The sequence below is a fragment of the Kribbella sp. NPDC058693 genome (genome assembly GCF_042715335.1).
Lineage (GTDB): Bacteria > Actinomycetota > Actinomycetes > Propionibacteriales > Kribbellaceae > Kribbella > Kribbella jiaozuonensis.
Genome location: NZ_JBHXSQ010000004.1, coordinates 1,174,323 through 1,197,354 on the forward strand (window position 1 = coordinate 1,174,323; position 23,032 = coordinate 1,197,354).

General features: G+C 67.9%; 23 protein-coding genes and 1 riboswitch. Of the genes, 12 read left to right on the plus strand and 11 right to left on the minus strand.

Annotated features, from left to right (window positions below):
* Positions 1–67: 67 nt before the first annotated feature.
* Positions 68–604: a CGNR zinc finger domain-containing protein gene (locus ACFWUU_RS31970; RefSeq protein WP_380181061.1), complete on the plus strand. Its 537-nt coding sequence runs from the start codon at positions 68–70 to the stop codon at positions 602–604.
* On the opposite strand, the gene ACFWUU_RS31975 is transcribed toward ACFWUU_RS31970, so the two are convergent.
* The 3 genes from ACFWUU_RS31975 to ACFWUU_RS31985 all read right to left on the minus strand — a co-directional run bounded on the left by ACFWUU_RS31975 (position 548) and on the right by ACFWUU_RS31985 (position 3,333).
* Positions 548–1,198, minus strand: a complete 651-nt coding sequence (locus ACFWUU_RS31975) for a GNAT family N-acetyltransferase (protein WP_380181064.1) — start codon at positions 1,196–1,198, stop codon at positions 548–550. The genes ACFWUU_RS31970 and ACFWUU_RS31975 overlap by 57 nt on opposite strands.
* A 36-nt stretch (positions 1,199–1,234) precedes the next feature.
* Entirely contained in the window at positions 1,235–2,383 is a 1,149-nt protein-coding gene (locus ACFWUU_RS31980; RefSeq protein ID WP_380181066.1) for an ROK family protein, read from the minus strand.
* Positions 2,384–2,634: 251 nt separating this feature from the next.
* A complete protein-coding gene (locus tag ACFWUU_RS31985; RefSeq protein WP_137252347.1) occupies positions 2,635–3,333 on the minus strand; it encodes a GAF and ANTAR domain-containing protein in 699 nt (232 codons plus the stop codon).
* Positions 3,334–4,246: 913 nt separating this feature from the next.
* On the opposite strand from ACFWUU_RS31985, the gene ACFWUU_RS31990 reads away from it, so the two are divergent.
* From ACFWUU_RS31990 to ACFWUU_RS32010, 5 genes are all read left to right on the plus strand, one after another.
* On the plus strand, positions 4,247–4,489 hold the full coding sequence (locus ACFWUU_RS31990) for a type II toxin-antitoxin system Phd/YefM family antitoxin (protein ID WP_137252348.1): 243 nt from the start codon (positions 4,247–4,249) through the stop codon (positions 4,487–4,489).
* Positions 4,486–4,746: a Txe/YoeB family addiction module toxin gene (locus ACFWUU_RS31995; RefSeq protein ID WP_137252349.1), complete on the plus strand. Its 261-nt coding sequence runs from the start codon at positions 4,486–4,488 to the stop codon at positions 4,744–4,746. The genes ACFWUU_RS31990 and ACFWUU_RS31995 overlap by 4 nt, the downstream gene beginning before the upstream one ends.
* Before the next feature lie 695 nt (positions 4,747–5,441).
* A complete protein-coding gene (gene nhaA, locus ACFWUU_RS32000; protein ID WP_380181068.1) occupies positions 5,442–7,328 on the plus strand; it encodes a Na+/H+ antiporter NhaA in 1,887 nt (628 codons plus the stop codon).
* Positions 7,329–7,393: 65 nt separating this feature from the next.
* Positions 7,394–7,831, plus strand: coding sequence for a rhodanese-like domain-containing protein (locus ACFWUU_RS32005; RefSeq protein WP_380181070.1), 438 nt, complete (start codon positions 7,394–7,396; stop codon positions 7,829–7,831).
* Positions 7,832–7,933: 102 nt separating this feature from the next.
* On the plus strand, positions 7,934–8,782 hold the full coding sequence (locus tag ACFWUU_RS32010) for an SAM-dependent methyltransferase (RefSeq protein WP_380181072.1): 849 nt from the start codon (positions 7,934–7,936) through the stop codon (positions 8,780–8,782).
* Here ACFWUU_RS32010 and ACFWUU_RS32015 read toward each other — a convergent pair.
* Genes ACFWUU_RS32015 through ACFWUU_RS32025 form a run of 3 tightly spaced genes read right to left on the minus strand, consistent with a single transcriptional unit; the run spans position 8,779 to position 10,952 of the window.
* Entirely contained in the window at positions 8,779–9,282 is a 504-nt protein-coding gene (locus tag ACFWUU_RS32015; protein ID WP_380181073.1) for a tetratricopeptide repeat protein, read from the minus strand. The genes ACFWUU_RS32010 and ACFWUU_RS32015 overlap by 4 nt on opposite strands.
* A 7-nt stretch (positions 9,283–9,289) precedes the next feature.
* Positions 9,290–9,649, minus strand: coding sequence for a DUF1622 domain-containing protein (locus ACFWUU_RS32020; protein ID WP_202877524.1), 360 nt, complete (start codon positions 9,647–9,649; stop codon positions 9,290–9,292).
* Between the two features lie 16 nt (positions 9,650–9,665).
* Positions 9,666–10,952: an FAD-binding oxidoreductase gene (locus ACFWUU_RS32025; RefSeq protein ID WP_380181074.1), complete on the minus strand. Its 1,287-nt coding sequence runs from the start codon at positions 10,950–10,952 to the stop codon at positions 9,666–9,668.
* Between the two features lie 83 nt (positions 10,953–11,035).
* Here ACFWUU_RS32025 and ACFWUU_RS32030 point away from each other — a divergent pair, with 83 nt between their 5' ends.
* Together ACFWUU_RS32030 and ACFWUU_RS32035 are read left to right on the plus strand one after the other, a co-directional pair.
* On the plus strand, positions 11,036–12,436 hold the full coding sequence (locus ACFWUU_RS32030) for a PLP-dependent aminotransferase family protein (RefSeq protein WP_380181075.1): 1,401 nt from the start codon (positions 11,036–11,038) through the stop codon (positions 12,434–12,436).
* A gap of 52 nt (positions 12,437–12,488) precedes the next feature.
* Positions 12,489–13,223 carry a GNAT family N-acetyltransferase gene (locus ACFWUU_RS32035; protein ID WP_380181076.1) on the plus strand — a complete coding sequence of 245 codons (735 nt, stop codon included), beginning with the start codon at positions 12,489–12,491 and terminating at the stop codon, positions 13,221–13,223.
* Here ACFWUU_RS32035 and ACFWUU_RS32040 read toward each other — a convergent pair.
* Entirely contained in the window at positions 13,213–14,151 is a 939-nt protein-coding gene (locus ACFWUU_RS32040; RefSeq protein WP_380181077.1) for an MBL fold metallo-hydrolase, read from the minus strand. The genes ACFWUU_RS32035 and ACFWUU_RS32040 overlap by 11 nt on opposite strands.
* Positions 14,152–14,266: 115 nt before the next feature.
* On the opposite strand from ACFWUU_RS32040, the gene ACFWUU_RS32045 reads away from it, so the two are divergent.
* Positions 14,267–15,142, plus strand: a complete 876-nt coding sequence (locus ACFWUU_RS32045; protein WP_380181079.1) for a LysR family transcriptional regulator — start codon at positions 14,267–14,269, stop codon at positions 15,140–15,142.
* A complete protein-coding gene (locus ACFWUU_RS32050) occupies positions 15,139–16,011 on the plus strand; it encodes a serine hydrolase (protein ID WP_380181081.1) in 873 nt (290 codons plus the stop codon). Before ACFWUU_RS32045 ends, ACFWUU_RS32050 begins: the two co-directional genes overlap by 4 nt.
* Here the strand turns inward: ACFWUU_RS32050 and ACFWUU_RS32055 are convergent.
* Entirely contained in the window at positions 16,008–16,310 is a 303-nt protein-coding gene (locus ACFWUU_RS32055) for a RidA family protein (RefSeq protein ID WP_380181083.1), read from the minus strand. The two genes, ACFWUU_RS32050 and ACFWUU_RS32055, sit on opposite strands and share 4 nt — an antisense overlap.
* A 144-nt stretch (positions 16,311–16,454) precedes the next feature.
* On the opposite strand from ACFWUU_RS32055, the gene ACFWUU_RS32060 reads away from it, so the two are divergent.
* Complete coding sequence (locus ACFWUU_RS32060) at positions 16,455–18,317, plus strand: DUF6807 family protein (RefSeq protein ID WP_380181085.1); 1,863 nt, start codon at positions 16,455–16,457, stop codon at positions 18,315–18,317.
* On the opposite strand, the gene ACFWUU_RS32065 is transcribed toward ACFWUU_RS32060, so the two are convergent.
* Positions 18,292–19,065 carry a thiazole synthase gene (locus tag ACFWUU_RS32065; protein WP_380181087.1) on the minus strand — a complete coding sequence of 258 codons (774 nt, stop codon included), beginning with the start codon at positions 19,063–19,065 and terminating at the stop codon, positions 18,292–18,294. The genes ACFWUU_RS32060 and ACFWUU_RS32065 overlap by 26 nt on opposite strands.
* Position 19,066: 1 nt before the next feature.
* Positions 19,067–19,270 (minus strand): sulfur carrier protein ThiS, encoded by a 204-nt coding sequence (thiS, locus tag ACFWUU_RS32070; protein WP_137252359.1) that lies wholly within the window; start codon positions 19,268–19,270, stop codon positions 19,067–19,069.
* Positions 19,263–19,374: riboswitch (TPP riboswitch) on the minus strand. (Overlaps the previous gene by 8 nt.)
* A 65-nt stretch (positions 19,375–19,439) precedes the next feature.
* Here thiS and ACFWUU_RS32075 point away from each other — a divergent pair.
* Positions 19,440–20,447 (plus strand): LacI family DNA-binding transcriptional regulator, encoded by a 1,008-nt coding sequence (locus tag ACFWUU_RS32075; RefSeq protein WP_380181089.1) that lies wholly within the window; start codon positions 19,440–19,442, stop codon positions 20,445–20,447.
* Here the strand turns inward: ACFWUU_RS32075 and ACFWUU_RS32080 are convergent.
* Positions 20,444–23,002, minus strand: coding sequence for a glycosyl hydrolase (locus ACFWUU_RS32080; protein ID WP_380181091.1), 2,559 nt, complete (start codon positions 23,000–23,002; stop codon positions 20,444–20,446). The two genes, ACFWUU_RS32075 and ACFWUU_RS32080, sit on opposite strands and share 4 nt — an antisense overlap.
* Positions 23,003–23,032 lie beyond the last annotated feature (30 nt).

Here is a 23,032-nt window from a genome sequence, read left to right on the forward strand (position 1 = left end):
CGACCCTGGTATGACCCCACTCATCCACATGAATGAACTACCGACGGTGACAGGGGATACTGGGAGGGTGGAGGCCACCGATCACCTCAAGGCGTCGCTGTCCGCGGCGATCGCGCTGGCGAACACCTTCGGAGCCGACCCGCGCCAGGGCCGCCCGGCCGCTGCTCCCGATGCCGAAGCCGTCCGCGCAGCGCTCCGCCTGACGACCAACCGCGTCCCCGAGATCGACGTCGCCTCGTATGAGTCGGGCGCCAAGATCCTGTACGACGCCCTGCGCCGCCTGCCCGATGTCGACGGTGCCGTCGACCTGGTGAACGGGCTGCTTCGGGAGACCAAGGCAGCACCGCAACTCGTCCGCCGCGACGGCGCGCCCTGGCACCTGCACTTCGGCAGCCCCGACGAAGCCGCCGGCTGGCTGGCCGAACTCGCGACGGCCGTCGCGATGCTCCTCGGCAGCGACGAGGTCGAGCGTCTGCGCCGCTGCGAGGCGACCCGTTGTGAAGACGTGTTCCTCGACTCGACCCGCAACCGCACACAGCGGTTCTGCTCAACGGCCTGTCAGAACCGCACCAAGGTCGCCGCTCACCGCGCGCGCGTCTCCTGACGCCGTCACCATGGTTGCCTCGGGCAACCAGCCGAGCTTCCGGTAGAGGTGGAGCCCGTCGGTGGTCGCCATCAGCAAGCCCGTGCTCGCACCGCGCTCGATCGCGCGCCGGCTCAGCGCGCCCATGACGATGCTGCCGAGCCCGCGCCGCCGGTACGCCGGGTCGGTCTGGATATCGTGCATCACGGCGTCGTCCCCGACGATCGCCACCATGCCGTGCGCCGCAACCGTGCCGTCGATCAGCACTCGCGCGTAGTTGAGCGGTCCGTCCGACTCGAGCTCCGCAGTCGCTAGCGGATGCTCGCGCAGTTTGATCGACATCAGCGTCTTCTGCTCCTCGAACGGCCGCACGCCGGCCTTGGCGAGTCGACGCGCAATGTCGTTGCCGATTTGGGTGGTAACAGTCAGCCAGGTGTTCGCGGTGAGCCCGGCGGCGAGCCGATCCACGGTCTCCGCGTCGTCGGTGCGCGCGAACAGCTCCCGCTCCCGACCGGGCAAGCGCAGTACGGCGGCATAGGCGTCGTCGTACTCGATCACCGGCTCCAGCCCGCGGCACAGCCGCCAGCCCTCCAACCATCGCCTCACGATGTCCATGATCGCGAGTGTAACTGTTTATCTAGGATTAGTCAGTTACGTTGTTCCGAGAACGAAGGTCTGGATCGCGACGACCGCGGCGCCGCGGGCCCACTCGCTGAAGTCGGCCGGCTGCAGCACCATCGGAAGTTCCGCGGCGGACGGATGCCGGTCGGCATGCAGCGCGGCGAGCAGGTCGTCGTGCGCGACCTCGGCCAGGCGGACGCCCTCACCGCCGAGGACGACGAGTTCAGGCATGGTGAAGTTCGCCGCCGCCGCGATCAGCTTGCCGAGGGCGCGGCCGGCCCGATTGATCACCTCGCGCGAGGCGGGATCACCCTTGGCGGCGAGATCGAGCGCCTCGTCGTACCCGACCGGCCGGCCGATCGCCGTACCGACCTGATCGGTGATGGCGCCGACGGTCAGGAGACTCAGCGCGCAGCCGTGGTGACCGCGTTCGCAGGTCGGGCCGTCGGGCAGGAGCGGGTGGTGGCCGATCAGGCCGATGGTCACGTCAGGGCTGTCGACGACCTGGTTGTGGATGACGAGCCCGTACCCGACACCGGCGCCGATCGTGATCAGTACGAATCGGTCGGAGTTGCGGCCCGCGCCGAACCAGTGGGTGGCCTCGGTCAGCGAGGTCAGGTCGTTCGCGAGCACGACCGGGACGCTGGTCTGCGCGGCGAGGATCTCGCCGAACGGTACGTCGACCCAGTTCAGGTACGGGCTCCAGCGGACCTCGGATCCGTCCGCCGCCACGCGCCCGCCGAGCGAAACGCCGAGGCCGGTGATCGCCGTACCGCCCGGCACCTGGACCGCCAGCTCGTCGAGGATCTCGAGCACGAGGTCGGCCACCACGGACGGGGTGGGGTCGGTGAGCGGATGCTCGACGCTGGCGATCACGTCCGCCCGGAGAGTCGTCAGTACGCCGATCGCGGAGTCGCCGGTGAGCTTGATACCGACGAAGTGGTGCGCGTTGGCGTCCAGGTCGAGAGGTTGCGATGGGCGTCCGACTCTGGCGTCTGTCGGGCCGCCCTCGACCTCGACGAGCAGGCCCGACTCGACCATCGGCTTCGTCAGGCGGGTCAGGCTGCCGGGGGACAGGCCGACGCGGCGGGAGAGCTCGGCGCGCGACAACGGCCCGTCCAGCAGGATCTCCAACGCCACCTGCCGTGACGGGCCGGCCAACGGCTGCCAGGCACCCACTGCGTCAGGGTAGCCGGAGGATCAGCCGCACGAGTCGGTGGCGCGAGGGGTGAGGACGCCGGGACGTGACCCGGTCCGCGGTTCTGGCCGCACAAATCCCGGCGTCAAGCTCACCAAATGACAGACAGATGTCCACAACCCCTCGAATCGAGTGAACACCGTGGAGGCGCAGTACCCAACTCTCATCGCAGTATGCAACGGATTCCGCCGAGTGTTGCCTGGACAACGGTGTCAGAATCCGTTGCTGCTGATCAGTGCGGAAGCTTCCTGGTGTCGATCAGGTGCTGGGCGACGTCGCGGAGCTTGGTGTTGGTGTCCTGCGAGTAGCGCTTGAGGATCGCGAACGCCCGATCGTCGTCCACGTCGAAGCGCTCCATCAGGATGCCCATCGCCTGGCCGACCAGCTTCCGCGCGTCGACCGCCTGCGCCATCGTCTCCTCGTGCCGCGCCGACGCCACCGCGACCGACGCATGCCGCGCGAGGATGTGCGCGATCGCCTCGTCGTCCTCGGTGAACGCATCCGGGATCGGGCTGTACAGCCCCAGTACGCCGACGGTCTGTCGCGTAGCGTCACCGGTCGCAAGCGGTACGTCGAGAACCGTGCGCACCCCGAGCGCCGCAACCCTCGCCGCCCACTCGGGCCAACGCTCGTCGGTCGTCGTATCCCGGATCAGGATCGGGGTGCGATCGTTGAGCGCGGTAACCAGCGGACCGTTCTCCGTGGTGATCTGCAGCTCGTAGACATCGGCAACGACAGGGTCCGTGACAGCGGCAATCTCCGCTCGCGAACCACGCGTGTAGAGGGCCACGCCGGCGTACGTACAGCTCAGCGCCTGCAGCGCGAACTGCACAACAGCATCGATCGTTTCCTCGACACCATCCGCATCATGCAACTCGATCGCCAGCCGGGCAAACGTATCCGCCGACGTAGCGAGGTCAGGCTCGGTCACAGGGGCTCCAGGGCATGGTCGTGCAACAAGGCACGGTAATCATGCAGCCCAGATGCCCCGAAGCGTTAGCCAGTCCACCGAACCGAGACCATGCCCCAATCCCACGCCGATCGTTGGCCACCCCCGCAGTACTACGAAAGCCCCCGCCGAGGGGATGGTTGGGGGTGGAGATCAGCCCATCGCGGTGCTACGCGCGGCTCGTTCCTCGCCGTGCTCCGCGCCGCACCCACCCACCCCCGGGCTTATCGCCCGGAGCACCCTTTCCGGCTATCGCCGGACCTGTGGGCTACCGCCCACACCCGTGCGCGCTACCGCGCGATCGACCGCCCCGTGGTGCGGCTGGTTCGTACCCGGCGAGGTGGATGCGGTCGGCCCATCGTGGGGCTACGCGCCGCCCTACCCGGCCCGGGCGCATCGCCCGGGCCATCCCTTTCGGCTGTCGCTGGACCTGCGGCCTATCGCCCGCATGGTGCGCGGAGCCGGGATCGACACTCAGCACACGATGAGCGATACCGGCCGGGAGCGCGAGACGATGCGTGAGTTCATGCGCCAACACGACTTCAGGATTGCGAGGCGAAAGCACAACCGCCGCCTAGCTCATACAGCGACGTCGAACCCGTGCCAGGTGGCGCGGTTGCGTCCGGGCCCCCTTGACTCTGGCCGCTCGGAGCCCGCCGGAACTCCACCCCCCATCAGGTTGGACCTCACGCCAGCTAGTGGTACCATTTTTGGTACAACTGGAGATCCGGTGCCGGCGCTGGGGATCCCGCCAACTGACAGCTGCGAAATCACACACGAAAACATAAACAAAGAAACTCGCAAAACAAACAAAACTTACAAAGACAACAAGACTTAACAGACTTACAAAAATGACAAAACTTACAAAAATGACGCGAATGACATGGAGGGCCAAGTGGCGATTAACGCATCCGCAGCGCGGCGGGACCTGTTCCCGCTGATCGAGCAAGTCAACGACGACCACACCCCAGTGGAGATCACGTCAAAGGCCGGCAATGCGGTGCTGATGTCGCTAGACGACTACACCGCCTTGGAGGAGACGGCCTACCTCCTGCGGTCCCCCGCGAACGCGCGGCGACTGCTGGAGAGCTTGAATCAGGCCAAGGCGGGCAACCGAGAGGAACACCCGCTGTCGTGAAGGTCGCATTTACTCCTACAGGGTGGGAGGACTATACATACTGGCAGGTCAAGGACCGCGCCCAGGTCAAGCGCATCAACCGCCTGATCGACGACGCGTTGCGTGACCCGACCAGCGGTATCGGGAAGCCGGAGCCCTTGAAGCACGTACTTCAAGGGGCGTGGTCTCGGCGGATCGACCAGGAGCACCGACTCGTCTACATGATCGACGATGACTACCTGGTGGTACTGGCAGCCCGCTACCACTACGAGAAGTAGACCCACCCCGCAGTGCCAGCAGCCCGGTTCCTCGAGAACCGGGCTGCCGGTCGTTCTAGGACCATCAGGGGCTTACGTGGCCCTTTCCATTTCCTGGGTGCATCATGAGCGTCACACAGCTGGGCCTGTCGGGGCGCCACCCTGTTTCCGTGCCTCGATTGTCGGCTGCCTCAGGCGCACTGGATGGCTCTACGTGTCGTCCACCAAGGGAGCCCGTGTGGCCAAGAAGTCCTGGACTGCTGCAGGAGCAGCCCGTCTGCTGGTGAAAGCAGAATCTCGACCTCCGGCCCGGCCGGGTCATGGAGGAGTACCAGGTTAAGGCGCTGACGCTGGGGGATTCAGATGGAGCCGCACTGCCGCTTTTCGCTCCTGACAGGCTCCGCGGCTGACCCGCTGCTCGGATCCGCGCGAGTCGTTGGTTGACGACCGCGGGTCTGCGTCGCCTCTCACCCAGGGTCAGCGTGACTCACACGAACTAGCGCGACCACGGGGCGGTCGGTCGCGCGGTAGCGCGCACGGGTGTGGGCGGTAGCCCACGAGTCCGGCGATAGCCGGAAGGGATGGTCCGGGCGATGAGCCCGGGGTGGGTGGGTGCGGCGCGGAGCACGGCGAGGGACGAGCCGCGCGTAGCACCGCGATGGGCAGTCTTCAGTTGTTTGGCGAAATTGCTGGTCTGCGTGGTTACAGTTTCCCGTGTGGCGGACTTGAGTGGTCTGTTCAGTGGGCGGACCAGTTGGCGGCGGGAGGTTGCCGCGCCGATGCGGTCCTTTTTGCGGACCGAGGCGGGGAGTTCGGGGGTACTCGCAGCAGCGATCGTCCTTGCCCTCCTGTGGGCGAACCTCTTCCCCAGCATGTACGAGGACCTTTGGCGCACCCACCTGTCCATCGGGCTCGGGGACGGCGTACTCAGTCTGGATCTCCGGGAGTGGATCAACAGCGGTCTGATGACGCTGTTCTTCCTGGTGGTCGGCCTGGAGGCGCGCCGCGAGTTCGACCTGGGAGACCTCCGGGATCGCACCCGATTCATCCTGCCGATGCTGGCCGGCATCGCCGGCATGGTCGCCCCGGTGCTGATCTACCTAGCGTTCAACGCCGGCGGACCGGGTTCGCACGGTTGGGGTGTCGCGATGTCGACCGACACCGCGCTCGCTCTCGGCCTGCTCGCGCTCGTCGGACGCGGCGTACCGGATCGGGTGCGGGTGTTCCTGCTGACCGTGTTCGTGGTCGACGACCTGCTCGCACTCGTCGTGATCGCGGTCGTCTACAGCGAGGACATCCAGCTGATGCCGCTCGTGCTGGCGATCATCGCGTTCGCGATCGTCCTCGTGCTCGCGATATTCAGAGTCCGCAAAGCCTGGGTGTACGCCGTCCTCGGCGTCGCCATGTGGGCCGCGCTCCTCAAATCCGGCGTCGACCCGGTCGTCGCCGGACTGGCGATCGGTCTGACCGCGCCGGCGTACTCGCCCGGGCGGGAAGAGCTCGAGGAAGCGACCGGGCTGTTCCGACTGTTCCGCGAGCAGCCCACGCCCGAGCTGGCACGCTCCGCGACCGTCGGCCTCACCACGACGATCTCGCCGAACGAGCGTCTGCAGTACCTCTACCACCCCTGGACCAGCTACCTGATCGTCCCGCTCTTCGGCCTCGCGAACGCGGGCGTGACGATCGACATGGCGTTCCTCGGGCGTGCGTTCACCTCGCCGATCACGCTCGGCATCCTGCTCGGGTACGTGATCGGCAAGCCGATCGCGGTGACGTCGGTGTCCTGGCTGCTGGAGCGTCTCAGCCGCGGCCGGATCCGGGCGGGTGTCGGCTGGGCCGCGGTGCTCGGTAGCGGGACGATCGCCGGGATCGGCTTCACCGTCTCCTTGCTGATCGCAACGATCGCGTTCGACGGTCCGCAGCTGGCCGAGGCGAAGGTCGGTCTGCTGTCGGCGGTGATCGTCGCGTCCGCGCTCACCTGGGTCGTGTTCCGCGCGGCCAAGCTGCTCTCCCCGCCGAAGAAGGCGTTCGCGCTGCTCGGCGACGCGGAGCAGTTGCAGGACCTGACTGACCCGGTCGATCCGGAGCGTGACCACATCCGCGGCCCGGAGAACGCGTCGGTCACCCTGGTCGAGTACGGCGACTTCGAGTGCCCGTACTGCGGTATGGCCGAGCCGATCGTCCGCGACGTACTGCAAGACGTCGACCTGCGTTTCGTCTGGCGCCACCTGCCGCTGAGCGACGTGCACCCGCGGGCGCAGATCGCGGCCGAGGTGTCCGAGGCCGCGGCAGAGCAGGGCAAGTTCTGGGAGATGCACGACCTGCTGCTCGCGAACCAGGACAATCTGCAGCCTGCGGACATGATCCGGTACGCCGGCCAGCTCGGCCTGGACACCGACAAGCTGCACGACGAGGTGAAGCGGCACGTGGCCGCGGCCCGGGTCGCGCAGGATGTGGAGTCTGCCGACACCAGCGGGGTCTCGGGTACGCCGACCTTCTTCGTCAACGGTCAACGGCACTACGGGGCGTACGACGTGGAGTCGTTGAAGGCGGCGATCAAGGTCGCGCGAGCTCGGGCCAAGATCACCCAACGTCATGGCTGAATCTTGATGCACTGGGGCATTTCTGCCACTGTTCGCCGCACCGCGGGATGGCTGACCCTGGCTGCATGACCAAACAGATCGACCAGGCCGCCGTCGCGCACTTCGCCGAGCGGCTGGCGTACGAGACGGACGTGTCGGATGTCGCCTCGGACATCGGTGGCGGGGTGACGGGCTGGATGCTGATCGACAGCCGCAGTCAGGAGAGCTGGGACCAGGGCCACGTCCCCGGCGCGGTCCACCTGCCGACGCGGGAGATCGCGGCTCGCGCGGCGTCCGTCGTACCTGAAGGTGTGAATGTGGTGACCTACTGCTGGGGGCCCGGATGCAACGGCGCGACCCGCGCTGCGCTGGAGTTCGCGAAGCTCGGGTATCCGGTCAAGGAGATGATCGGCGGGTTCGAGTACTGGACCCGTGAGGGGCTGCCGGTGGAGACCGCCGATGGGGTCGATCGCCGGCTTCCGGATCCGCTCACCGCGCCCCGCGGAGTGGCGTGCGCGTGCTGAAAGCCCTGTGGGCGTTGAGGTTTTACACAGATTGAACTCGCCGTGGTGAAACGCTGACTCTCCGTACGTTACCCTCGTAGTGGACCGACGCGAGGAGACAGTGTGACCGATCAGCCGATGAATGACGGTGGGCTGGTCGCGCACGGGATCGACACCACGCGGCCGAGCGTGGCGCGGGTCTACGACTACGCCCTCGGCGGCAAGGACAACTACGAGTCCGACCGCGCGCTGTACCGGCAGATCATGAAGATCGCGCCGGAGACACCCGTCTGGGCCCGGGCGAACCGGGCCTGGCTCCGCGAGGTGATCACCTGGCTGGCCGAGGAGGCCGGCGTACGGCGATTCATCGACGCGGGTTCCGGCCTGCCGACCGCCGAGAACACGCACCAGATCGCTCAGAAGGTCAACGCCGACACCTCGGTGATCTACGTCGACAACGACCCGTCCGTGGTCGCCCACGGGCGGGCGTTGCTGCTCGACAACGACCGGACGCAGTTCACCGCCGCCGACCTCACCAAGCCCGACGAGGTGCTGGCGGAGCCGTCGATCGCGGCTCTGCTGGCCGGCGGCGAGCCGGTCGCGCTGGTGATGGCGCTGATGCTGCACCACATCCACGACTACGAGCAGACCCTCGAGATCGCTCGCAGGTACGTCGACGCGCTGCCGCCGGGCTCGTACCTCGCGATCACGCACGCCTGCAATCCGGGTGACGGCGGGCCGGTCGACGTGATGGTGACCGAGCTGCTGGACAAGGTCAAGGACGCCTTCCCGACGCTGGCCTTCCGCTCGGTCGAGCAGATCACGTCACTGTTCGGCGACCTGGAGATCCTCGAGCCGGGCGTCGTCCCGCTGGGCGAGTGGCACGTCCCCGGCGGCCGCGTCGAAGAGGAGCGCCAGGCAGACATCCGTGATGCCATCTACGGCGGAGTCGGCCGGAAAGCCTCCAGCTAACCCAGGTTGGCCAGGTAGTCGGCGTTCCCGCGGATCGCGGCTTCGTAGCGCTTGATCTCGGGCGAATCGACCTTGTCGGCGATCACCAGCAGCAGGGTGGCCAGCGCCTTGTCCTTGTAGCCGGCGGCGTGCAGCGTCAGCGCCTTGAAGACCCGCAGCGAGTCCGATTCCGGGTACTCCGCGCACGCCTGTTTGAACACCGCCAGCGACTCGTCGAAGCGCTCGAGGTTGCGCAGCGTGCTGCCGTACTGCAGCAGGCACTTGCGGCGCGTCTCCCCGGTCAGCCCCGGCAGCGCGCGCTCGTAGTACCCGACCGCCTTCTCCTCCTCGCCGGCGGTGTCGTACGACCCGCCGACCTCGTAGAGCACGTGCGGGTTGTCCGGATGCTCGCTCAGCAGCTTCTCGAAGAAGGCGATCGTCGGGCCCATGTTCGTCCGGTCCCGCCGGGCGAACGCCTCCTCGATCGTCGCAGCCAGCTCCGGAGTCAGGTCAGTCGTCACATCTCCATCATGCCGCGTCCGACTGGTCGCCACGTCGCTGCTGCCACGGCCACGACCCGGAGATCTCCACTTCGAGCGCGAAACTGAGCACCACCCGGATGATCACGATGAGGCCGAGCACCAGCACGCTCTCGAGGGAGGTCTCGACGATGATCGTCCGGATGATGTCGCCGACGATCAGGATCTCCAGGCCGAGCAGGATCACCCTGCCGAGATCCACCCGCAGTTGGGTGTAACTCCCGGCGCCTTTGCGGATCACGTCGTACGCGTAGCGGACCAGGACGGCGGCGAGGCCGACCGCCATGATGACCACGCCGGAGCCCTCGATCACCCGGGCCACATCCGCGAAGACTGACTGGAAGTCCACCCTCCAGGGGTACCAGTCAGGCGGCGCTCTCCGCACTCGCCTCGCCGGGGCAGATGTTCTGGTTGAGGTGGAAGACGTTCGCCGGGTCGTACGCCGTCTTCAGCGCCACCAGCCGCTCCAGCTTCGCCGGCGGGAACGCGCGCTGGATCGGGTCGCCGTTCAGCGTGTTCACGTACGCCCCACTCGCGTACGGCGCCAGCGTCGCGGCGTACCCGCGCAGCTGAGCGATCCGGGCCTGGTCCTCGTCGGCGTCCTCCCACCGGGTCGCGGTGACGAACTCGAACAGCGTGTCCCGGTGGCTGAACGCCGCATCCCCATCCGGTACGTCGGCGATCGCGCCGCCGTACGCCTGCAGGCTCGCCGACGGACCCGGCGTACGCAGCAGCGCCCGGATCGCGTCGTCCGGCAGGGACTTGAAGTAGTGCCCCTTCCAGTAGCGCCGGTACCGGTGACCCTGCACGTTGTCGTCACGCGTCTGCAGTTTCAGGTACGTCGTCTCCTCGACAACCTCATCGACGACCGGACCGAGCGCGCGGAACGCCGGCAGCAGACCGTACCCGCCCTCGCCGACCCACACATACCCGACTGTCACCGTGCTCGGCGTGATGCTCGCGGTGAACGTTGCCTCCCGCGGGGCCTTGGCGTTCAGCTCACGCCAGCCGCGCAGTACTTGGAAGCCGGCCGACGCCGGGTAGGTCAGTTCGACGATGAGCGCCCGCGTCCCGACCTCGTGCAACTGGAACTCGAACTGCGTCACGATTCCGAAGTTCCCGCCGCCACCGCGCAGGCCCCAGAACAGCTCGGGGTTCTCGACCGCACTCGCCCGGACGACAGAGCCGTCGGCAGTCACGACCTCGTACGACACCACGTTGTCGCAGGCCAGACCGAACCGCCGGGCCAGCCAGCCCATCCCGCCGCCGAGCGTCAACCCACCGACTCCGGTGTGCGAGACGTTCCCCGCGGTGGTCGCCAGCCCGTACTCCTGTGCAGCCTTGTCCAACTCGCCCAGCAGCGCGCCGCCCTGGACCCAGGCCCGCTTCAGCGACGGATCCACCTCGACCGAATTCATCGGCGTCAGGTCGATCATCAGCCCACCATCGGGTACGGCGAGACCCGCGATGTTGTGCCCGCCGCAGCGGACCGCGATCTCCAGGCCGGCCGCCTGGCCGAACCGCACCGCCTCGACGACGTCCGCGGTGCTCGAGCACCGGGCGATCGCGGCCGGACGGCGGTCGATCATCGCGTTCCAGACGGTCCGGGCCTCGTCGTAGCCGGCGTCGCCGGTGTGCAGCATCGTGGTCATCGCTCTCATCTCCTTGTCATTTGGTCTGTGCACAACCCTGACAGCGAAGCGGTACTCCGATAAGGTCCAGTTGTGTGAGCCGAATGAGGACCAGTTCCGGTTCCGGTGAGCTCCTGGTCGAGCTGCAGCGGGACAGCGGCGTACCGCTGCATCAGCAGTTGGAGAGCGGGATCCGGACGCGGATCCGGGCCGGACTGCTGCGACCTGACACGGTGATGCCGTCCACCCGCGCGCTCGCGCAGGATCTGGGACTGTCCCGCGGCGTGGTCGTGGAGGCGTACCAACAACTGGTCGCCGAGGGCTATCTGGTCAGCCGGGGCGGCGGCTACACGCAGGTCGCGGACATTGCCGTGGTCGAGCCGACGGCCGCGCTCCGATCAGCGAGCGGCCCGCCGCGGATCGACTTCCGCTACAGCCGGCCGGACGTCTCCCAGTTCCCCCGCGCCGCGTGGCTCCGGTCGATACGGCGCGTGCTGAACGAGACGCCGTACCGCAGCCTCGCCTACATCGACGGTCGCGGCACCATCGAGCTGCGTACGTCGCTCGCCGACTACCTCAACCGAGTCCGCGGTACGGCGGCCCGCCCCGAGAACATGCTGATCTGCAACGGGTTTGCCCAGGGCTCGCGGCTGCTGCTGCAGGTGCTGGCCGCGCAGGGGTACAAGCGGCTGGCCGTCGAGGATCCGTCCGACAACGAGCTTCGCGAGGTCGCCGCGGCCGCCGGGCTCGAGGCGGTCGGCGTACCGGTGCTCGAATCGGGCGTTGATGTCGACGCGCTCGAGCGGTCCGGGGCGGACGTGGTGCTCGTGACGGCAGCCCATCAGTTCCCGACCGGCGCGGTCACCTCGGCGGAGACGCGGGCGGCGCTGGTCGCGTGGGCGGAGCGGCGCGACGGGCTGGTGATCGAGGACGACTACGACGCGGAGTACCGCTACGACCGCGAGCCGATCGGTGCGATGCAAGGTCTGGCACCCGAACGCGTCGCCTACGCCGGGACGGCGAGCAAGACGCTTGCGCCCGGGCTGCGGCTGGGGTGGCTGATCCTGCCGGCGTGGCTGGTCGAGCCGATGGCGCGAGCGAAGCTGATGGACGATCGCGGGTCGCCGGTCTTCGATCAACTGGCGTTCGCGGACTTCGTGGCGCGGGGCGAGTTCGACCGGCATCTGCGGCGGATGCGGCCGCGCTACCGGCTGTTGCGAGACACGTTGGTCGATGAGCTCTCCCAACGGATCCCCGAACTCGAACCGGTCGGGGTATCGGCCGGGCTGCATGTGATGACGTTCCTGCCGCCGGATCTCACCGAGGACGCGGTGCGTACGGCGGCGTTGGAGCGCGGGCTCGGCGTGTACGGGCTGGCGCAGTACTGGGTGGCCGGATCAGGGCCGGCCGGGCTGGTCTTCGGATATGGGTCGCTCACCCAGAAAGAAGTTGTCGAGGGCATCGAACTGCTCGCGGACGCGGTCGCGACAATCCGCGGCCAGTGAATAATTATCCATTTGATTGCAATTTGATCCGAGCGGTTCTACTCTTGGTGGAGTGATCGCCGCAGCTCGCATCGACTCCTTGATGAACCAGGCCTGGCCCGCCGCGGACAGCACCGAACTCGACGGCTGGCTGGTCCGCCGCAACGCAGGTGTCACCCTGCGAGCCAACTCGGTGCTGCCCGCCAACGCACCCTTCGACGTCCAGAAAGCCTTGGATTACGTCGAAAGTCTGTATCTCGCGCATGACATCACGCCGTCGTTCCAGATCAGCCCGGCGGTGCAGCCGAGCGACCTGGACGCCCACCTCGAAGCCCGCGGGTACACGGTTCGCAACCCCACGCTGGTGCAGTGCGCGGCGCTCTCTGACGTACTCGCGAAGCTGCCTGCGACGGCGGATGAGGTGAATATTTCCACTGCCCCGTCCGCCGCCTGGATGGACTGCTGGTGGAGCGTCGACGGTCGCGGTGGCGCTGCGAACCGCGACACCGCCGAGCAGATCCTTGCCCGGGGCAAGGCTCTCTACGCGAGCATCCCGGACGGCCCGCAGGTGAAGGCGATCGGCCGGCTCGCGCTCGTCGACGACACCGCAGGTCTGTATTGCCTGGCCGTCGACGAACGCTTCCGCCGCCAGGGGCTCGCTTCCGCCGTGATTCGTGGTTTGTTGCAGGCGGCAACAGCCAAGTGGGTCTGGCTGAGCGTGCTCGAGGACAACGCGCCCGCCCGCACCCTCTATGACAACCTCGGCTTCCGGACCGTCTCGCGATACCACTACCGCGTCAAAGCGTGACCTTCTGCAGGTGATCGACGACGACGAACTCGGCGCCGGTCCGCTCCACCGACTGGCGGAGTGGCGCGAGATCGGTCCAGGGGATGCCAGGGTCGTCGAGCGGCTTGTCGAAGTCGTCCCAGTGCGTCGCGATCACCTTGCGGACCGGCTTGATGGTCTGCATCAGGCGGTCGGTGATGCCGGGTTCGCCGCCGGGTGCCGCGAAGACCACGTCGACCTGCAGGTCGCGCAGGGCGTTCGGGTCGAAGTTCGCCGTACTCAGGCTGAGGATGCGCAGGCCGCCGATCGTGATCACGAACGCGAGCGTGCCGCCCTCGACCAGGTCCTCGATCACGCGCGGACGCGGCGGTACGTCGTACCGGTAGCCCGGATAGGCGTACGTGTGCCGCTTGCCGCTGCACGAGTGCAGCGACGGGAACACCTCGATCGAGAAGCCGTCGAACGGCAGGTACTCACCGCCGCGGACCGGTGAGAGCAGGTCGTCCTGCGTCCGCATCGCGCGGAGCAGATTGGCGTGCGTCTCGGTGCACAGCACGGTCGCCTGGGTCTTCTTCGCGACATACGGTACGTCGGCCATGTGGTCGTAGTGCGCGTGATGAACCAGGATCGCGTCGGCCGTGGTCAGGTGCTTGTCGATCACCTCGGGCTCGATCACGAGCTTGGTCTTCGGGTCCGCGCCCTCCGGCGTGAACGTCCCCGTCTTGAAGCGGGTCAGCCACGGATCGGTCAGTACGACGCTCTTCCCGCACTTGAGCTGCCACGCGTGCGTTCCGAACCAGGTCAGCTCGACCGGCTCGCGTTTCGGCTGTGCCGTTGGGGTCGTCACCGCCTCGCTCCGGCCTTCGAGCCCGACCACGCCGGCCGCCCCGACCGCCGCCGCTCCGACCGCGGCCGCGCCCGTCAACATCCCTCTCCGACTCACCTTCACGCTGTCTCCTCTCGTCGTGCTGGAGCTTCAGTCAAGGCGGGCTGACACGGGCTGTCGAATATGCTCTTGAGCATGGGCCGATTGTCTGGAGATATCACCGCAGGTCAGTCACGTCATGCTCACTGAAAGACACCTGCAGATTTTCATCGCGCTCGCCGAGGAGCAGCACTTCGGCGACGCGGCCCGAGTCGTCGGCATCACCCAGCCGCCGCTGTCCCAGGGGTTGCGCCGCCTCGAGGCCCTCGTCGGCGCCAAGCTGTTCGAACGTGGTGCGGGCGGGGTCGAGCTCACGCCCGCCGGGGTCGCGCTGCTGCCGTACGCGCGCCGCGCGCTGACCTCGATCGAGGAGCTGCACCAGGCCGCGGTCTCCCGCGATCCGGAGGGCCCGGAGATCCGGCTCGGTCTGGCGCCCGAGGTCCCGCCCTCGGCCGGTGCCGCTGTCGCCGCCGCCTCCGGCGCGGTGATCCCGGGCAGTCGGGTCACAGTCGTCACCGCCTCGACCAGCTCGCTGATCAACCAGGTGAATACGGGCCGCCTGACCTTGGCCGCCGTACTGCATCCCGTCGTGCTGGACGGATTGGAAGCCGGTCCGGTCTCGCTGCTTCCGACCTGGGCGCTCGCACCGGCCGGAGTGGTGGACGGGGAGGTCGTCGGGTTGCGGCAGCTCAAAGGCCTGCCGGTCGCCGTCCGGCCGCGCACCGAGGCACCGGCGGCCCGCGATCTGTTCCTGGACACGCTCGCCTTGCATCGACCCACGGGCGGGACCGTCGTCGTTACCGATGAGCGAGCCGGTTTGGCGATGGCTGCCGCGGGCCAGGCGATCGTGGTGACCGCCGATCCCGCGTTGACCGCGCCCGGCGTGACGCGCCATCGGCTCGCCGACGATCCGCTGCCGTTGCGGCTCCGGCTCGTGTGGTCGAGGACGCGTACGCCGTTCCTCCGGCCGAACGACGTGATGGCACAACTGACCGAAGCGCTGGTGGCGTCGTGAACGCCCGTATCCGCGCGGTCTTCGAGGATGCCGGCGTACGCGGCTGGTTGCATGCGGTCGCGCTGGACGAGCCCGAGTCGACGGTCGAGGTTGACGCGGACGGGATCGTGCCGCTGGCCTCGGTGTACAAGCTGCCGCTGCTGGCCGGGTTCTGCCGGCTCGTGGATCTCGGCGAGATCGACCCGCGGGAGCAGCTCACGCTCGATCCCTCGACGAAGACGGGCGGACCGACCGGGTTGTCGACCTTCGCGGATCCGGTCACCGCGTCGCTGCGAGACCTGGCGCTGTCGATGATGACGCTCTCCGACAACGCGTCGGCGGATGCGCTGCTGGACGTCGTCGGCCTGCGCCGGCTGGCCGAGCTGCTGGAGTCATTCGGTCTGCACCGGACCCGGGTACGCCGCGGTACCGCGGGCAACCTGCTCGACCTGCAACGGCGTACCAGAACGAACGATCCGGATGCGGCACTCGCCGTACTCGCGGACAACGATCGGACCGATCCGGCCGGGGTTTACGAGGCTGCAAACGCGTCGGCGAGCAGCGCCCGCGACCTCACGTTGCTGCTGCGGCGGTTGTGGGCGGGGGAGCTGTTGTCGCCGGAGCAGACCGAGTTCGTGAAGGCGACGATGCATCGGCAGGTGTTCCTGCATCGGCTGGCGTCCGGCTTCCCGCACGACGGCGTGCGTGTCGCGGGGAAGACCGGGACGTTCGGGGCGTTGCGGCACGAGGTCGGCGTGGTCACGCTGCCCGGTGGTACGGCGTACGCGCTCGCGGTCTTCACGCTTGCCGCGCGCGGCGACATCCGCCAGCCACGCGTGGACGCCGCGATCGGCGAGGCCGCACGCGTGGCCGTCGACCTACTGCGCTAGACGATGGCGAAGGCCTCGATCTCGAGCAGGACGTCGGGGTGGAAGAGAGCTGCCACCTGGACGGCCGAGGCGGCTGGTTTGGTGCCTGGGATGTAGCGGTCGCGGACCGCGCGGATCGCAGGCATGTTGGCCATGTCGGTGACGAAGATCGTCATCTTCGCGATGTGCTCGAAGGTCGCGCCGGCGGCCGCCAGGCAGTGCTCCAGGTTCGCGAACACCTGCTCTGCCTGGGCTCCCGGGTCGCCGACGCCGACGAGCTTCCCGTCCGGGTCCAGCGCGACCTGTCCGGAGATCGCCACTCACTGCCCGTGACCGGTCACGACATGGCTGTAACCGTTGCCCGGGGCAACTCCAACTGCACGCGGATACTCCAGGTTGCTCATGCACCAGATATACCCCGGCAAGGGTTGAGAAACCGGTTTCCGTCGGGAGAGGATACGAGGGTGGGCCGGACACCGAAGGACTCGATCACGATCGCCGACGTCGCGCGCCTGGCGGAGGTGTCGCGGGCGACCGTGTCCCGGGTGATGAACGGGCGTCTCAGTGTCGCACCCGAGATCGTCGCCCGGGTGCGCGCGGCCGCGGAGCGGCTGAACTACCGGCCCAGCGACCTCGCCCGCAGCCTGTCGCTCGGCCGGACGAACATGGTCGCGCTGGTGGTGCCGGATCTCGGTAACCCGCTGTTCCAGCAGATCTTGCGCGGCATCACGAACGCTTCCGCGGCGGCCGGGTACCGGGTGCTGGTCGCCGAGACCGATGAGGATCCGAGCGCCGAGGCGGCGATCGCGATCGAGGCGCGGCGGCGGTGCGATGCGCTGATCATGGTCTCGCCGCGGATGGATGAGGAGCGGCTGCTCGAGCTGTTGCCGCAGGTGCAGCCGGTCATCCTCGTCAACCGGCAAGGGCCGGAAGAGGTGTCGTCGGTGGTGGTCGACTACGGCCGCGCCGTACGGATCGTCGTCGATCATCTCGTCGGGCTGGGGCATCGTCGGCTCGCGTTCCTGTCCGGGCCGGCGGCGAGTGCGTCCAACACGCTCCGGCTGCGGGCGCTCGAGGTCGCCGAGCGGGAGATCCCTGGGTTGGAACTCGTTCGGTTCGAGTGCGGGCGGTCGATCGAGGACGGGTACGCCGCGGTCGAGCGGGTGCTCGAGTCGCACGTGACGGCGGTCGTCGCCTTCAACGATCTGGTCGCCTTCGGGTTGCTGGCCCGGCTCAATGAGGTCGGGGTCGCCGTACCGACTGATCTTTCCGTGACCGGGATGGACGACATCGGGCTGGCGCGGTTCGCCGTACCGTCGCTGACCACGGTTCGCGTGCCGCAGAAGGATCTCGGGGAGTTGGCCTGGCGGCGGTTGCACGCGTCGATCGCTGCGCCGAACGGCGACGCGGACGACGTACCGGAGCTGCGGTTGGCGGTGCGGGCGAGCACGGGGCTGGTGCCGCAGGCGCCGGTGTCGCGGAGTGGTACGTCCGCTGATCTGGTCGGCTGGCGGCGGCAGGGCGACATCTTCGCGCTCGGGAGCGATTCGGGGATGCTGGCGCGGTACGAGTTCGGGCGGCGGATGCCGCAAGTACATGCGCCTCGGCCGTATCTGCACCCGGTCCGCACGCTCGGTGGGCACTCGTTGACCGAGGTGAGCCCGGTCGATCATCGGCATCATTACGGCGTCTCGCTCGCCGTGCCGGTCGTCAACGGCACCTCGCACTGGGGTGGCCGGACGTACGTCCGCGATCAAGGACCGACCCTGCTGACGAACCACGGTCAGCAACGCAGCCGCGGCGTCACGGCCGACGGGCCCGAGCTGATCGACGACATCACCTGGTACGACGAACAAGGCCGACCGCAGCTGGTCGAGCGTCGTCGTCTGGTCGGCGAACTCGCTGCCGGCGGGTGGCGACTCGACTGGGAGAGCGTCCTCACCGCGCGCTACGGCCCGGTACAGATCGAAAGCCCAGCCACCGTCGGCCGAGAAGGCGCCGCGTACGGCGGGATCTTCTGGCGGCTACCCCTGGTCGAAACGACGGTCCTTTCAGCTGATGGCGAAGGTCTCGATGCCGCCTTCCGCTCGACGAGCCCGTGGCTGGGATTCGTCCAAGGTGACGTCACGTTGCTGCTGGTCCAGCCGGCCGACGTCCGCCCGTGGTTCCTCCGCGTCGACGCGTACGTCGGCGCGTGCCCCGCGCTCTCGTGGGACGACCCGCTGACGTTACAGCCCAATCAGGAGCTGACGTTGTCGCTCAGCGCGCTCCTGCTGGATCGTCGCGTGGATCTGGCCGAGGCTAAGACATTGGCAAGCCAGTTGTAGGCGACGACGCCAACGCGGACTGCCAGCGGCGCGGCACCCTGCCCGCGAGGCGTGCGGCGCGTCCGGCGGAAACGGCGTCGCGCATCGCGGCGGCCATCAGGGCAGGCTTCTCCGCGCGGGTGACCGGGGTCGCGAGCATGACCGCGTCGCAGCCGAGCTCCATCGCCAGCGCGGCGTCGCTCGCCGTACCGATCCCGGCATCGACGATCACCGGCACGTTGGCCGCTTCCGCGATCAGCGCGATGTTGTGCGGATTGCGGATGCCGAGCGCCGAACCGATTGGTGCGGCCAACGGCATGACGGCGGCGCAGCCGGCCTGCTCGAGCCGGCGGGCGAGGATCGGGTCGTCGTTCGTGTACGGCAGCACGGTGAAACCGTCCGCCACCAGGGCTTCCACGGCATCGAGCAGCTCGAACGGGTCGGGCAGCAGCAGGTGATCGTCGGCGACGACCTCGACCTTGATCAGGTCGGTCTCCAACGCCTCCCGCGCCAGCTTCGCGGTCAGCACGGCCTCGGCAGCGGTGTGGCAGCCGGCCGTGTTCGGCAGTACCTCGATGTTGTGCTTCTTGAGTACGTCGAGCACCGAGCCCTCGTGCCCCGTGCCCAGGCGGCGCATCGCGACCGTGGTCAGTTGGGTGCCGGAGGCAATCAATGCCTCCTCCATCACTTCCAGGTTGGCCGAACCGCCGGTCCCCATGATGAGCCGGGACGTGTACGTCCGCCCGCCGAGCTCCAGTGGATCATCCATGTCAGCCTCCCTGCGTCGCGCTGACGATCTCGACCCGGTCGCCGCTCCGCAACGCGGTCTGCGCCCACTCGGCCTTGGTCAGCACGTTCTGGTTCACCGCGACCGCGATCCCGGTGGTGCGATCGGAGTACTCCGTGATCAGCTCGGCCACGGACTTGCCGGCCGGTACGTCGATCGCCGTACCGTTCACCCAGACGGATTCCATCGCGCTTCCTCCCTACGCCGGAATTACCCGATTCAGGTTCAGCGGTCGGTGACGGCGTAGTCACCCTCTCAGCCCACTCCCGGCGAGCTCCCGCGGACGTTCTCGACTATAGCGCTCTCCCGCGTGAGGGCGGATATCGTGACCAAAAGCGCCCTGGGAGGGGGAGGCCTTGGCCAAGCGGGTCGGGATCTCGGACGTGGCTGCCCGGGCCGGCGTGAGTCCGACGACGGTTTCGCACGTGTTGTCGGGACGGCGGCATGTGTCGGAGGTGACGCGGGCGCGGGTGCGGTCGGTGATGGACGAGCTCGGTTGGGAGCCGAACCAGCTCGCGCGCAGCCTGCGGATGCAGCGGACGCTGACGATCGCGCTGATCGTGCCGGATATCACCAACCCGTTCTACCCGTCGGTCGCGCGCGGTCTGCTCGACGTGGTCAGCGAGCCCGGGTACCAGGTGCTGATCGGGAACACGGACGGCTCGCCTGCGGCCGAGAAGGATCTGGTCGCGCGGATGGTGACTCGCAGCGTCGACGCGATCGTGTTCGCCGGCTACTACAGCAAGTCGAGCGATGTCGCGGCCGCGGTCGAGGCCGGGATCCCGGTGGCGCTGATGGGCGGGCGGCGGGCCTCGGCGGGGATCGACGTACTGACCTCGGACGATCTCGCGGCGGGGGAGATCGCGACGCGGTACCTGATCGGTCGGGGCTATCACCGGATCGCGTTCATCACTGGTGCTTCGGGGGACGGGCCGCCTGCTGATCGGGTGAAGGGTTATCGGCGTGCGCTGACCTCGGCCGGGTTGCGGTTCAACAGTCAGCTGGTTGTCCGGGAGGAGTTCTCGCGCGCCGGTGGTGCGGCCGGGATGGAGAAGCTGCTTGAGCTGCGCAAACCGCCTCGAGCGGTGCTGTGCACGAACGACATGGTCGCGATCGGCGCGCTGGATGTTGCCCGGGCTCGCGGCCTTCGCGTGCCAGATGACCTTGCGGTGATGGGTTTCGACGACATCGAGGCCGCCGCGCTGATCTCGCCGTCGTTGACGACGATCGCGGGGGATCCGCGCGAGCAGGGTCGCGCGGTGGGGCGGGTTCTGCTGGGCAGGCTGGCGGAGACGGCCACCACCGCCAGCCTGCCGCAGCGCATTCTGTTCGCGCCTTCCGTCGTACCGCGGGAGTCCGCTTAGGGGGCTGTCACCGAGGTGACGGTCGAGCCCGAGATGTACGTCGGCCACACGCCGACTGTGACCGTGATCTGGCCGCTTGCGTTAGGTGTCATCGTGCTGGTCAGGCCGTAGAGGCTGGTGACCTGGACGGGGCCGGTCGCGTTGACCGTCACCGTCGTGTTGGATCCGGATGCGGCCCAGATCGCGCGGAACGGCGTACCGTCGTTCGCCGCGTACACCTGATCGATCAAGCCGTTGCCCGGGTTCTCCTTACCGAGGAACGTGGCGCCGCGCAGCTGACGGGCAGCGGTTGCGTAGGCGACGTACGACGGTTTGGGCGTGTACTTGCCGAGCGCGTCGGCCTCGTTGTGCACGAGCCCGAAGTTGTTCTCGGCCGCGGCCGGGTCGATGCCGTCGTTCTTGAAGTCGTACATGTAGAACCGGTCGACGTCGTGCCCGGGGACGTTGAGCATCTCGCGCGCCATGTACATCGCCTGCGTGGGCTCGTCGACGGGTACGGCGCTGCCGGCGCCGGTGTACCAGCCGGCCTCGGTGATCCAGATCGGCTTGTCCACGCCGCCGTTGTACTGCCGGATCGTCGCCCGCACCTGATCGATCGCGGTACCAAGGGTCTCCGGTGCGTGCAGGAAGTTGTACGGGTGGATCGACACCACGTCGAGGTACTTCAGCCCGCCGAGCTGGCAGAACGTCTGGAACCAGGCCTGCTGCGTCACGTCGGTGTCGCCGCCGCCGACGATGGTGAGATCGGGATGGGTCGCCTTCACCTTCGTGTACGTCGCCTTGAGCAGCGCGAGGTAGCTGTCGGGCGTCTTGTTGGCCGGGCCTGCGGCATTGACGTCCCACTCGTTCCATACCGCGAGGTTGTGGACCTGCGGGTACTGGTTCGCCAGCGCGTTGGCGTAGTTGGCGAACGCGGTCCGGCCGGCGTCGGTGTACGGCGCGTTGAACAGCTGGTCAGGGCAGTCGTAGAGGCAGTTCCCGTAGTCCGCGACCATCAGCGGGTCGAGACCGTTGGACTGGAAGGACTGCAGGTACGTCGTGACCTTGGCCGGGAACGCGTAGGTGCCGGCGGTGGTCTCGGCGGCGGGCCAGTACGCCTCATCTCTCGCCGTCCGCGCACCAGCCTGGCTTACCAGCGGGATCGCATCCGGCGCCCAGGAACCGGCAAAATGCGTGCCGACTCCGTTGTACGTCGTTGGCGTCGTCGCTGCGACCGCGTCGACGTTGACGGAGGCCGTCGTACCGCCGCCGATGATCAGGCTCTTGTCCAGCGTCAGCATGATCGCCTTGGCGGGGCCGTGCCAGATGCCGTCGTCGGCGCCGCCGAAGTGCAGGTAGCTGGTGCCGCCGTTGAAGGTGGTGACATTGAGCTGCTGCCAGGCCGTCGAGCCGGACAGCGTGAGGCGTTGCTGGTGGACCTGGCCGGTCGCGTCGGTCAGCCGGAGTCCGATGGCTGACAACTGGCTGGTCTTCACCCAGAGGCTGAGCGCGGTCAGGTTGATCGGAACGAGGGTGCGCTGGATCGCGACGTAGTTGCCGCCGCCCGTGAAGTCACCAGAGAGCTTCGCGGACTGCGCGCCGGCCTGCAGGCTCGTCGTGTCGTAGGTGAGGCTGCCGGTGGCGCCGACGAACTCGCTGCCTGGGTAGAACGACCAACCTTCGGCCGCGCTCTCGTAGTCGCCGAGCGGTGTCGTCGGTTTGGTCGAGAGGGCGTTGAGGGTGAAGTCGTCGAGGCTGACACTGCTGCTCGTCGCACCGGTGATCGCGCCCTTGTCGAGGACGATCTCGAGCCCCTTGGCAGGACCATGCCAGACGCCGTCGTTCGCGCCGCCGAAGTGGACGTACTGCTTGCCGCCGTCGAACCGGGTGACGCTCAGCGGCTGCCAATCAGTTGCCCCAGACAACGTTAGGCGCTGCTGGTGGACCTGGCCGGTGGAGTCGGTGATGCGGAACGTGAGGAAGGTCAGGTTGGGGGACTTGGCCCAGAAGCTGACGCTGGATGCGTTGACCGACGGGAGGGTGCGGTTGACGCTGACGTACGCGCCGCCGGCGCTGAAGTTCCCGGCCAGTTTGCCGGAGCTGGTACCGGAGTGGTTGTCGGTGGTGTCGAGCGCGAAGCTCCCGGTTGCGCCGGGGAATTCGCTGCCTGGGTAGAAGGTCCAGCCTTCCGCGGTGTTCTCGAAATCGCCGACGTGGTTGGTAGTGAGGCCTGCGACTGACGCCGTACTGAGTGGGCTGAGGATTGCGAAGGTTGTCTGGGCGCTGAGAGTGCCTGCTTGGACGGTCAGCTTGTACCAGCCGCGGGTGGTGACCGAGATCTGCAGCGTGCTCGCGGCGGCTTGGCTGCCGGTGGCGACGACAGTGCCGTTGACGTCGGCTGCGGACCAGGTGACGGATGACGCGTCGGTGCTGAGGCCGACCTTCACCTGCTGGCCGTCGGTGAACACGTTGCCGAGGGTGAGGGGAGTGAGGGCGAGGGTCGCCGCATGGGCTGGGGCGATGGTGCCGAAGCAGAGGAGGAGAACTCCGAGAACGATGGCAAGACTACGTCTCATGCCGACTCCTTGAATCAGGGCGGTGTAGGT